The following is an 11233-nucleotide window of genomic DNA, read 5'->3' as shown; positions in this document are numbered from 1 at the left end:
TCTTTTCGCATGGATGCGAAAAGCGAGCCTCCATGGACGGATTCACGGCGTGTCCTGCACAGCCACCCCGCCCCGCCCAACCAACAGCCCTGCAGCTTTTGACGTTGACGTTGACGTTGACGTTGCCGTCGCTTCAACGCCGCGCGCCAGCGCAGAAAAAACCCTTTACCAGACCAGGTCGTCCGGAATCTGGAACTGCGCGTAATACGCATCGTCCTCGGCATTGCCGGTGGAGGCGACCGTGCTCTCCCCCGCCTGGCCGTGGTCGACCGCAATCAGTTCCGGGGCGCGCTCGCGCACCTTTTCCGCCGCCGCGCGTGGCAACAACGCATAACCTTCGCCCGCTGCCACGATCACCAGCGCACCGGCCGACAGCGCCTTGCGCAGCTTGGCATCGATCAGCAGCGTGCGGATCACCTCGCCGTGGGTGAAGCGGTACTCGCTCTCGCCCGCGTGCGGAACCGCATGCGCCTGCACGATCTGCCGCGCCTGCGCGCGGCCCTCGGTGGCACGCAGCTGCGCATTGCGTTCGGCGGCGATGGCGCGGTCACGCTCGACCTTCTCCAGCCGCACGCGCTCGGCCTCGCGCTGGATCTCCGCCGATGCATCCGGCGCCTTGCCCTGGCGGGCCTTGGCCTGCTCGCGGGCCGCAGCACTGGCCTGCGCCTTCTTGGCCAACCCGGCCTTGAGCAATTGTTCCTGCAGCGCGTTCGGCTTTGCCATGGTCCTGCCTGCAACTGGTCTATCTTAGGGACGTCCATGATACCGGAGCCCCAGCGGCACCATGACCTCGCTGAAATACCTGACCGGCTATCCCGAACCCCTGCAGGAGCAGGTGCGCCAGCTGCTCGCCGAAGACCGCCTTGGCGCCCTGCTGCAGCGGCGCTATCCCGAGGCGCACGAGGTACGCAGCGACCGCCAGCTGTATGACTACACCCAGCAGCTCAAGGACCGCTACCTGCGCCAGTCGGTGCACCTGAACAAGGTCTGCTACGACAACAAACTGGAAGTGGTGAAACACGCGCTGGGCCTGCACACCGCAGTGTCGCGCGTGCACGGCGGACGCCTGAAGGCCAGCCGCGAGATCCGCGTGGCCAGCGTGTTCCGGCAGGCTCCGGCCGCCTTCCTGCGGATGATCGTGGTGCATGAACTGGCGCACCTGAAGGAAGCCGACCACAACAAGGCGTTCTACCAACTGTGCCAGCATATGGAACCGGACTACATGCAGCTGGAATTCGACACCCGGCTGTTCCTGACTGAACTGGCCCATCGCGGCGGCTGAAGCAGCCAAACGCCGTGGCAGGTACACTGCGCGCCCCCTAGAGGTTCCCTGCCCCATGCTCTCCACCCGTCTCGACAAACGCCTGGCCGAACTGCTCGGCTGCCCCCGTGGCGAAGCCCGCCGCTACATCGAAGGCGGCTGGGTGCGCGTGGATGGCCAGGTGGTGGAACAGCCGCAGGCGCAGGTCACCACCGAGACGGTGGAGATGGACCCGGCCGCGCGCGATGAGAAAACCGAGCGCGTCACCATGCTGCTGGCCAAGCCGGTCGATGCGGCCGCGCATACGCTCAGCGCGATGGTCACACCGGAATCGCAGAGCCCGCTGGACCTGGGCAGCATCCGTCCGCTGCAGCGCCACTTCCACGGCCTGCAGCTGGCCGCCGCGCTGCCCGCTTCGGACAGTGGCCTGGTGGTGGTCAGCCAGGACCCGCTGATCATCGCCCACCTGCAGCAGCAGCTTGCGCGCACCGAACAGGAGTTCCTGGTGGATATCCAGGGCGAGCGCGCGATGTGGGACGTGGCCCGGCTGCAGACCGGCCTGAAGGAAAACGGACGCACCATCCCCGGCTGCAAGATCAGCTGGCAGAGCGAACAGCGGCTGCGCTTTGCCGGCAAGGGCCTGCATCCGCGCATGCTGCGCGAAGCCTGCGCCGGTGCCTCGATGCAGGTGGTCGGCATCCGCCGCCTGCGCATCGGGCGTGTCTCGCTGGGCAAGCTGGCCCCGGGCAGCTGGCGTTATCTGGGCAGCGACGAGCGTTTCTGAGCAGTGCACTGCGCGTGCACCGGCCTGGCGGTTAGGATCGGTGCATGAGTAAATCCCTTCCCCTGTGGCGCCGGCTGCTGCGCGGCCTGGCCATCGTGCTTGCGCTGCTGGTAGTGCTGGTGCTGTCCGGCCTGTTGCTGGCCGACCACCTGACCCCGCAGGCGCGTGGCGAAACATCGCACGTGCTGCCGGTGCACCCCACGCAGACCCGCATCGACCGCGAGGTAAGCGCGCTGCAGGCGGCGCATCCCGGGGCATCCGGCGTGGCCTTCCTGTCCGATGGGCTGGATGCCTTCGCTGCGCGCGCGGTCATCACCGAACGCGCCGAACGCAGCCTGGACCTGCAGTACTACATGTGGAAGGACGACCTGATCGGCCACCTGATGGCGCGTGCGCTGCACGACGCCGCCGAGCGCGGCGTGCGCGTGCGGATCCTGCTCGACGACATGAACGCGCAGGACAAGGACGCGCTGATGATGGCGCTCGATACCCATCCCAACATCGAAATCCGCCTCTACAACCCGTTCCGCAACCGCAATGGGCCGTGGCGCATGCTGGAGATGGTGCAGCGCTTCTTCTCGGTCAACCACCGCATGCACAACAAGAGCTGGATCGCCGATGGGCGGGTCGCCATCGTCGGTGGCCGCAATATCGGCGAGGAATACTTCAGCGCGCGCCCGGACGTGAACTTCCGCGACCTGGACCTGCTGGTGGCCGGTGAAGCCGTCGGCCAGGCCAACACCGTGTTCGACGCTTACTGGAACAGCGAAGCGGCCGTGCCGATTGCCGCGCTGGCCTACCACACCCGCCAGCAGCTGCGCCTGCTGATGCGCGAATCGGACAATGAAGCACGGCTGGAATCGGCCAGGCCGTACCTGCAGGAAGTGGCGAAGTCGCGTCCACGCGCACGGGCCAGCGCGGCGCCGCTGCACTGGAGCAGGAACGTGCGCATCGTCTCCGATCCGCCCATGAAGCATCGCCGCGATGATCCGCAGAACTGGCTGGTCAGCGACCTGGTCAAGATGCTTACGGCGTCGCAGCACAAGGCCCTACTGATATCGCCGTACTTCGTGCCCGGCAACGAGGGACTGGATGGACTGTCCCGGCTGAGCGAACGCGGCGTGCAGGTCGGGGTGGTCACCAACTCCCTGGCCGCCAACGACGTGGTCGCCGTGCACGGTGGCTACATGACCTACCGCGTGCCGCTGCTGCAGGCCGGCGTGCAGCTGTACGAACTGAAGGCACATGGCAAGGCGACCAGTTCCGGCCTGTTCGGCAGCAGCGGCGCCAGCCTGCATACCAAGGCCTTCGTGCTGGATGACCGGCACGGCTTCGTCGGCTCCTTCAACCTGGATCCGCGCTCGGCCTACCTCAACACCGAAATGGGCGTGATCTTCGACGACCCGGTGCTGGCGGCCCAGCTGACGGCCGAATACCTGCGGCTGTCCAGTCCGGAACAGAGCTGGTGGCTCGCATTGGACGCACAGGACCGGGTGCGCTGGCTGGAACGGGATCCACCGCCGCATTGGGTCGACACCGAACCGGACAGCAGCGTGCGCCTGCGCACCACTGCCCGGGTGATCAGCTGGCTGCCGCTGGAATCGCAGCTCTGATCCCGCTCAGCCCTCGCCGTCGTGTTCGTCGGCGAGGGTTTCAACCGGCCGCCCGTGCAGGCGCCGCCAGATCCACAGCAGGGCATGCGGCGGGGTGCCGGGCAGCTGCTCCAGCCAGGCCAGCCCCTGGCTCTTGCCGATGTGCCCATGCCGGGCCAACAGGCTGGCCGCCGCGGCCGCGCGAGCGAAGCGCAGGGTGCGTGGCAGCGGGCTGTCGGCGTTGGTTTGCTCAAGCGCTTCGTGCACCGGCGCGGGCAGCTCCCAGGCCGCAGCCACGCGCTGGGCGACCGGCAGCGTCCACTGACGCAGCACCGCCTCGGCGGTGGGGTAGTCCAGCGGCACCTGCAGCGTCTGCGCTTCCTGCAGCAGCTGTTTCATCACCAGCGCGGCGCCCAGGCCCTGGGTGAGCCCCAGCCACTGTGCGGCGAACGGATCCTGCTGGCTGACCGTACGTGCATGGTCGGCCGCCGCGCGCGAGGACAGCAGCGCATGCTCCCAGATGATCGTGCTGAACTGCGGGAACTCACTGCACTGCAGGTGCATGACCGGCTGCACCAGCACCGCGCTGATGATCTGCCGGATGCCTTCCGTACCGACCAGCGTGATGGCCCGCTGCAGGCTGTCCACCGGCCGCTCCTGCATGCGGAAAGCCGGGCTGTTGGCGATGCGCAGCAGGTTGCCGGTCAGCACCGGATCCTGGCCGATGATCGCCGCGGTCGCCCGCGCGGAGGATTCCGGATCGTTGACGGTCTGGATCAGCTGCGGCAGCAGCTGCGGCCGCCGTGGCAACTGGCGCGCGCTCCAGTCACGTGACAGCAGCGCCTGCCGGGTGGCTTCGAGCAGGGCGTCGTTGCAGGCAGCGCCGCCATCAAGGGCCGGGTGCAGGGCCAGCGCATACAGGCCGGAATGCAGGCGCGCCTCGGCATCGGCATCGGCCTCGCCAGCGGCAACCGCCCCGGCTGGCGCAACGGCTTCGGCCACTAAGACATCGCGGCACCGCGTGCGCCGCTGCGTGGCGTGCCCCGTCCGGGCACGGCCGAACAGCCGCCCCCACCACCCGGTCCAGCCACTGCTGCCCGTCGCACTCATCGGCCCGCCCCGCATGGCCCGCCAAAGCGGGCGTAGGATTGCTGTACTGCCACCGCACCGTTCCTTGGGTTCAGGCGGACACCGCCGTGCATCCAGCATCGGCCGATACGGCGGGTTCTTTAACCCGGCCACCCGCTCGCCCATGGGCCCGGACGTGCACAACACCACCCCGGGGAATGGACTAGAATGGCGCCGCGCGGCCCGTCCCCTGAACTGACGACGTCGCTTTTTTTGTTTCTGCACCCTTATCGTTGCTGGCCTGTTCGAAGTGGTTCGCTGCTGTTCACGCCAACGGAGTCGCCATGTTATTCGAAACCCTCGCCACTACCGGTCACGAGCAGGTTGTTTTCTGCAACAACCCCGATGCTGGGTTGCGGGCCATCATCGCCCTGCACAGCACCACCCTGGGCCCGGCCCTGGGCGGCGTCCGCATGCGTCCTTACGCAAGCACCGACGAGGCACTGGCCGATGTGCTGCGACTCAGCCGCACGATGACCTACAAGAACGCACTGGCCGGCCTGAACGTCGGCGGTGGCAAGGCGGTGATCATCGGTGACCCGCGCACCGACAAGACCGAAGTGCTGCTGCGTGCCTTCGGTCGCCAGGTCGATGCGCTGGGCGGTCGTTACATCACCGCCGAGGACGTCGGCACCGATGTCAACGACATGGAAAACATCTACCTGGAAAGCCAGTTCGTCACCGGCGTCCACCAGGTGCACGGCGGCTCCGGTGACCCGGCCCCGTTCACCGCCTACGGTGCGCTGCAGGCGCTGATGGCTTCGCTGCAGGCCAAGCTGGGGCACGAAGAAGTAGGCAAGACCAGCATTGCCGTGCAGGGGCTGGGCCACATCGGCATGGAACTGGTGAAGCTGCTGCGCGACCGCGGTGCGAAGCTGTACGTGACCGACCTGGATGCGTCGTTGGTGGACCGCGCGGTATCCGAGTACGGTGCCGAGGCGGTGAAGCCGGACGAGATCCACGAGGTCAACGCCGATGTGTTCGCGCCGTGTGCGCTGGAAGGTGCGATCAGCCTGGACGTGCTGCCGCGGCTGAAGGCACGCATCATCTGTGGCACCGCCAACAACCAGCTGGCCAACCCGGAAGTAGGCGACGAACTGCACGCGCGCGGCATCCTGTACGCGCCGGATTACGCGGTGAATGCAGGCGGGGTGATGAATGTCTCGCTGGAAATCGACGGCTACAACCGCGAACGCGCGATGCGTCTGATCCGCAGCATCTATCACAACCTGGGCCGCATCTTCGCGCTGTCCCAGAGCGAGAACATCGCCCCGCAGCGCGCGGCCGACCGCATTGCCGAAGCGCGCATCCAGTCGATCGGCAGACTGAAGCTGCCGATGGGACGCGCCACCCCGCGCCTGGGCGACCTGCGCGCCGGCTGACCCCGGGCCCCGCGATACCGGCGCGGAAAGCCCGGTAGCGCCGAGCCATGCTCGGCGAGCGCCAAGCGCGGCGCCTTTCATCGGACAACGCGGTGCCGACCCGGAAAGCCGCCGAGCATGGCCCGGCACTACTGCGAAATCAGAAGCCGGTGCTGTAGTTCAGCGCCGCCTGCGATACATCAAGGCCACCACCGAAGCGCTGGTCGTAGCCGAACGACACCCGGCCGCTACGCCCCACCCCGGCTTCCAGCGCCACCCCGAGCAGGCCCGACGCACGCGGCAGTGCGCCGGAAACCAGGGGGGCCCACGCCTCCACGCCGGTGAAGCCGGCCTGCGCATCGAACCCCTCACTGGACAGCTCCTGCTGCCATTCGGAGTAGCCGCGCAGGGTCCAGCGCCGCCACTGGCGCTCTGCACGCAGACCGGCCATGGCCAGGCTGCGCCGCGCCAGGTTGTCCTGCATGCGCAGGCCGAAGCCCAGCCCGCCCTGCTCGGTGAACCCGTCCGAGCGCACCTGCATCTGGCTGGCCGCCACGTAGGGCGTCAGCGCCGTACGCGGGCCGCCAAAGCGCAGCCCGGATTCCACGCTGACACTGGCGAAGCGGCCGCCGTAACGCGCGCCCGCAGCTACCGCCTGCGCACCGAGCAGCAGCTGCCGGTCCACCTGGCGCTGGAACTGTCCAGCACCCAGTTGCGCCAGCAGGTAGCCACGCCCCTCGCTCCAGCCGGCGTACAGCTGCGCCTGTGCCTGGCGATCACGACCCAGTCCGCCGTTGTCGTTGCCACTGGCGTTGCTGCGCACTTCGCCGAAGGCCACGCCCAGCACGCCATTGCCGCCCAACGCGCTTTCATGGCCCACCATCCAGCCCCGGGTCTGCGCTCCATTGCCGGCGAAATTGCCCTGCCCTGCCTCGCCCAGCGCACGCTGCCACGCACCGCGCAGCGCCGGGCGTGCCTGCACCTCGCCGAAGCGCGCAGCCACCGCCCGGCGACTCATGTCCACGCTGTCGAAGGTGGCCTGGGTGGCCAAGGCGTGGGCCTTGCCGGACAGGCTGTCCAGGCTGGCTGACAGACCGCTGATGCCACCGGGCGTGCGTTGCAGCTCGCCGGCCACATCGGCCAACGCGCTGCCCTGCAGGTCCGGACTGCCGTCGAGCCGTTCGAAGGCGCGCTCCACGCGCTCGGCCGATGCCAGTGCGCGCGCATCCAGCGACGCCGCACTGGCCGCGGCCACCACGCTGACCCGGGTCAGTTCCAGCCATGCCGTGGTGCTGTCATAGCCGTACGAAGATTCCAGCAGCGACACGCCGTTCTGGCCCACCGCAGCGGTGTTGAACTGGCCGGACAACCCACCCTGTGCCCGGATCAACGACTGCCGCGTGCCATCGGCCGGCACATAACCGGCAATCGCGCCATTGACCAGCACCCCACCCCCCTGCAGGGTCGCCGTGCCGGTGACCTGCAATGCGTTGACGCCCAGCGCGACCATCAGCTGGGCACCGTCGCGCTGGAGGTAATTGCCTTCGATGGTGGCATCGGCGTTGGCGCTGGTCAGCACCACACTGGCGCCGTTGTCGACGTTGCCGACCACACGGGTGGTGCCGTTCATGAACTGCAGCGCGGCGCCGCTGGGGCTGCCGGCCTGGGCGACGATGCCGACGCTGGAGGTGATCGAAGCGCCACCGCGCAGCGCCAGGGTGCCCTGTTCAATGCGCGTGGCACCGCTGTAGGTGTTGCGTCCCGACAAGCCCAGCGCGCCCACGCCCTGCTTGACCAGGCCGCCGGCCCCACTTAGATCGTTGCTCCATACCGAATCCAGCCCGAGCCGGTTGACGTTGACGCTGACATCGCCCCAGTCCAGTCGCCCCGGACCGTTCACGGCCTTGCCGACATTGAGCAGCCCGTTGCCGAACACCGGGTCCACGCCGGCAGCGCCGATGTCCGTTGCCGTGCCCAGCAGGGTCTGGCGGACCAGGTCGTTGCTGAAGTACGGATAGCGTTGCCAGACCAGCGCCGCCGCGCCGGAGACCAGCGGCGCCGCATAGGACGTGCCCCAGCCGTAGTAATAGCTTGCGGTCGCCGTGGTTGCCTGTGGATCGGGATAGACCGCGGTGCCGGGCGCGGCCAGGCAGTAGCTGGCGGCTTCGCCGCAGGCATTGGCGTAGCTGGCAAGCTGGGTCGGGGTGACCGTGTCCACGGCGGTTACCGCCAGCCAGCCGCGCACCAGGTCGGCCGCCGGCATGCTGCCGCCGACACCGGGGCGGCTCGGCAGCGCGGCCATGTTCGACGGGGTGGACCTGCCGTCATTGCCGGTGGCAAACACCACCAGTCCGCCGTTGCTGGTGATGAACGGGCGATACTCGTCGGCGATCTGTGCGGTTGTCGCCGCGTTGGTCCAATACAGGCCACCCCAGGAGTTGTTCATGATCTTGACACCGGCATTGACCAGGTCGCGATGCACCGGCGCCAGGCCGATCGCACCGCTGACCTGGTTGCCATTGCCGCTGCCGTCGTCCACGGGCCGCTTGTCGGCGATGATCCGCGCCGAGACGATCTCCGCGCCGGGCGCCACGCCGACCTGCGAGCCGGCGTAGTCGCCGCCGGCGGCCAGCATCGACACGGTGGTGCCATGCCCGACCACGTCATCGCGTCCCAGGTCGTTTTCCCGCGGATCGACATAGGTGTAGTTGGCGACCACACGACCGGCCAGCGCCGGATGGGTGCGGTTGACGCCTGAATCCACCACGCCGATACGCACGCCCTGCCCGGTCAGCCCGGTGCCCAGCGCGTTGATCGCGGTGAGATGGCCCTGCCTGCTCGGCTGCGGCGGCGCTTCAGGGGGCGGCGTAACCGGAGGCGGGGTCACCGGCGGTGGCGTGACCGGCGGCGGCGCGGGCGGTTCGACGCGGACATTGCCCCCGCCGCCACCGCCTCCGCACGCGCTCAATGCCGCGGCCAGCGCCATGGCCAGCGCAGTCTTCATCCCTGTAGCCGTATTCAGTTGAACCCGTTTCATCCCTGTATCCCCGTGAAAGGTATCGAGTGCCGCACTCGCCGGATGCTGGCGCCGGGCCAGCCAACCCGCAGTCAGGGGCACCGCCTATACTGGCGTCCCCCACGCAGTCTGCCGGGATTCGCGTCGCCTTCCAACGGCTCGCGTCTCCTTTTCCGAATTTGCTCACGCAACAACGAGATTGCCATGTCCAACATCGTCATCGCCGCGGCCAAGCGTACTGCCATCGGCTCCTTCCTCGGCCAGTTCAACGGCGTCCCCACCCCGACCCTGGGCGCGACCGCGATCGCCGCCGCGCTTGAAGCCTCCGGCGTGCCGGCCAGCGACGTTACCGAAGTCATCATGGGCTGCGTGCTGCCGGCCAACCTGGGCCAGGCGCCCGCCCGCCAGGCCGCCATCGCCGGCGGACTGCCGCTGTCCACCGGCGCCACCACGCTGAACAAGGTGTGTGGTTCGGGCATGAAGGCGATCATGCTGGGGCATGACCTGATCAAGGCCGGCTCGGCCAGCATCGTCGTCGCCGGTGGCATGGAATCCATGTCCAACGCACCGCACCTGCTGCCCAATTCGCGCACCGGCAACCGCTTCGGCAACTTCCAGGCAGTGGACCACATGGCCCACGACGGTCTGGTCAATGCCTACGACGGCAAGGCGATGGGCGAGTTCGCCGAGTGCGCCGTGGACAAGTATCAGTTCAGCCGCGAAGAGCAGGATGCCTACGCGATCGAGTCGGTCAAGCGCGCCCAGGCCGCGCAGGCCAATGGCGCATTCGCCGATGAAATCGTCGCGGTGAAAGTCGCCAGCCGCAAGGGCGAGGTCGAAATTTCCGTCGACGAACAGCCCACCCGCGCCGACATCGCCAAGATCCCCACCCTGCGTCCGGCATTCAAGAAAGACGGCAGCGTGACCGCCGCCAGTTCCTCCAGCATCTCCGATGGTGCCGCTGCGGTGGTGCTGCTGTCCGAAGACGATGCCAACGCCCGTGGCCTGCAGCCGCTGGCCCGCATCGTTGCCCATGCCACCCACTCGCAGGAGCCGGAATGGTTCACCACCGCCCCGATCGGCGCGATCCACAAACTGCTGGACAAGGCGGGCTGGACGCTGGCCGATGTCGACCTGTTCGAGGTCAACGAGGCATTCGCGGTGGTGGCCATGGCGCCGATGCGTGAACTGGGCATCGCCCACGACAAGTTGAATGTCAATGGTGGGGCCTGCGCACTGGGTCATCCGATCGGCGCATCCGGTGCGCGTCTGGTGGTCACCCTGGTCCACGCATTGCGCAGCCGCGGTGGCAAGCGCGGGATCGCTACGCTGTGCATCGGCGGTGGTGAAGCAACGGCCATCGCCATCGAATTGATTTAATTGGATTTAACGCCCGTTTCGCAAAACTGAATGCGGGATCGCTTGACAGCCATTCGTGGCTTGTCATCATGTTGGCGGCGCGCAACTGCGCGTTGCCTATCTAACGACGACGAGGATTCACCAAATGAGCATCAACAAGCTGCTGGTTGCTATGTCCCTGGCCCTGGCCCTGGCTGCCTGCTCGAAGCAGGAAGCTGCCCAGGACGCCGCTGCTTCGGCCAACGAAGCTGCCACCGAAGCGCAGGCCGCTGCTGACCAGGCTGCTGCCGCTGGCACCGCCACCGCCGACGCTGCCCAGCAGGCTGCTGACACCGCCGCTACCGCTGCTGACGCTTCGGCCGACGCTGCCGGTGCCGCCGCTGGCGCCGCCACCGACGCTGCTGCCGACGCAGCTGCTGACACTGCCAAGGCTGCCGAAGGCACCGCCGAGCAGGCCAAGGACGCTGCTGAAGAAGCCAAGAAGTAATAACTTCTTTCTTCACGCTGTTCTGAAGAAGCCGCTGGTTCGCCAGCGGCTTTTTCTTTGCCCGTCGTTCGGGTGGTCGAACGGGTGATACCCCCTCGCGGGTGGCTGGAAAGCCGCAGCTTTGGGCGGGCCGGGCGGTGGGGCTGGACGGGGGACGGCAAGAGCCGCTCCTGCGGGCCTCGTTTCGCGCCATCCATGGCGCGGGTCCACGTCATCGCATTCGCGCTGCCGCTCCCACGCTTTGC

Annotated in this window: 9 protein-coding genes; 6 read left to right on the top strand and 3 right to left on the bottom strand. The window is 67.9% G+C overall.

The window, feature by feature from the left end; genetic code table 11:
• Positions 1-165: 165 nt before the first annotated feature.
• Positions 166-723 (bottom strand): DUF2058 domain-containing protein, encoded by a 558-nt coding sequence (locus tag H9654_RS17580; protein ID WP_101100370.1) that lies wholly within the window; start codon positions 721-723, stop codon positions 166-168.
• 61 nt (positions 724-784) lie between these two features.
• Here H9654_RS17580 and H9654_RS17575 point away from each other — a divergent pair, with 61 nt between their 5' ends.
• The 3 genes from H9654_RS17575 to H9654_RS17565 are packed head-to-tail and all read left to right on the top strand — an operon-like array spanning position 785 to position 3658.
• Positions 785-1282: a M48 metallopeptidase family protein gene (locus H9654_RS17575; RefSeq protein ID WP_191771980.1), complete on the top strand. Its 498-nt coding sequence runs from the start codon at positions 785-787 to the stop codon at positions 1280-1282.
• Positions 1283-1337: 55 nt separating this feature from the next.
• The gene (locus tag H9654_RS17570) at positions 1338-2045 is read left to right on the top strand and encodes an RNA pseudouridine synthase (protein ID WP_042614540.1); all 708 of its coding nucleotides are present in this window, start codon (positions 1338-1340) and stop codon (positions 2043-2045) included.
• A gap of 44 nt (positions 2046-2089) precedes the next feature.
• Positions 2090-3658, top strand: coding sequence for a phospholipase D family protein (locus H9654_RS17565; RefSeq protein ID WP_191771979.1), 1569 nt, complete (start codon positions 2090-2092; stop codon positions 3656-3658).
• Positions 3659-3664: 6 nt separating this feature from the next.
• Here H9654_RS17565 and H9654_RS17560 read toward each other — a convergent pair whose 3' ends face one another.
• Complete coding sequence (locus H9654_RS17560) at positions 3665-4747, bottom strand: HDOD domain-containing protein (RefSeq protein ID WP_191771978.1); 1083 nt, start codon at positions 4745-4747, stop codon at positions 3665-3667.
• A 302-nt stretch (positions 4748-5049) separates the two neighbouring features.
• Between H9654_RS17560 and H9654_RS17555 the strand changes: the two genes are divergently transcribed.
• Positions 5050-6147 carry a Glu/Leu/Phe/Val family dehydrogenase gene (locus H9654_RS17555; RefSeq protein WP_191771977.1) on the top strand — a complete coding sequence of 366 codons (1098 nt, stop codon included), beginning with the start codon at positions 5050-5052 and terminating at the stop codon, positions 6145-6147.
• Positions 6148-6286: 139 nt separating this feature from the next.
• Here the strand turns inward: H9654_RS17555 and H9654_RS17550 are convergent, their stop codons facing one another.
• Positions 6287-9148, bottom strand: a complete 2862-nt coding sequence (locus H9654_RS17550; RefSeq protein WP_406833497.1) for a S8 family serine peptidase — start codon at positions 9146-9148, stop codon at positions 6287-6289.
• A gap of 198 nt (positions 9149-9346) precedes the next feature.
• Between H9654_RS17550 and H9654_RS17545 the strand changes: the two genes are divergently transcribed.
• Positions 9347-10522, top strand: a complete 1176-nt coding sequence (locus H9654_RS17545) for a thiolase family protein (protein WP_182657713.1) — start codon at positions 9347-9349, stop codon at positions 10520-10522.
• A 124-nt stretch (positions 10523-10646) separates the two neighbouring features.
• A complete protein-coding gene (locus tag H9654_RS17540) occupies positions 10647-10988 on the top strand; it encodes a hypothetical protein (protein ID WP_042614545.1) in 342 nt (113 codons plus the stop codon).
• Positions 10989-11233: the final 245 nt, after the last annotated feature.

It is taken from the genome of Stenotrophomonas lacuserhaii (assembly GCF_014836545.1).
In the GTDB taxonomy this organism is placed as follows: Bacteria; Pseudomonadota; Gammaproteobacteria; order Xanthomonadales; family Xanthomonadaceae; genus Stenotrophomonas; species Stenotrophomonas lacuserhaii.
Note: the sequence above shows the minus strand (reverse complement) of the source record. Positions and strands in the feature narration are given on the sequence as shown.

Excerpts from the sequence above, each read along its gene's own strand:
- H9654_RS17545 (WP_182657713.1), top strand. The coding sequence starts at position 9,347 with ATGTCCAACATCGTCATCGCCGCGGCCAAGCGTACTGCCATCGGCTCC.
- H9654_RS17580 (WP_101100370.1), bottom strand. The coding sequence starts at position 723 with ATGGCAAAGCCGAACGCGCTGCAGGAACAATTGCTCAAGGCCGGGTTG.
- H9654_RS17570 (WP_042614540.1), top strand. The coding sequence starts at position 1,338 with ATGCTCTCCACCCGTCTCGACAAACGCCTGGCCGAACTGCTCGGCTGC.
- H9654_RS17575 (WP_191771980.1), top strand. The coding sequence starts at position 785 with ATGACCTCGCTGAAATACCTGACCGGCTATCCCGAACCCCTGCAGGAG.
- H9654_RS17560 (WP_191771978.1), bottom strand. The coding sequence starts at position 4,747 with ATGAGTGCGACGGGCAGCAGTGGCTGGACCGGGTGGTGGGGGCGGCTG.
- H9654_RS17540 (WP_042614545.1), top strand. The coding sequence starts at position 10,647 with ATGAGCATCAACAAGCTGCTGGTTGCTATGTCCCTGGCCCTGGCCCTG.
- H9654_RS17565 (WP_191771979.1), top strand. The coding sequence starts at position 2,090 with ATGAGTAAATCCCTTCCCCTGTGGCGCCGGCTGCTGCGCGGCCTGGCC.
- H9654_RS17555 (WP_191771977.1), top strand. The coding sequence starts at position 5,050 with ATGTTATTCGAAACCCTCGCCACTACCGGTCACGAGCAGGTTGTTTTC.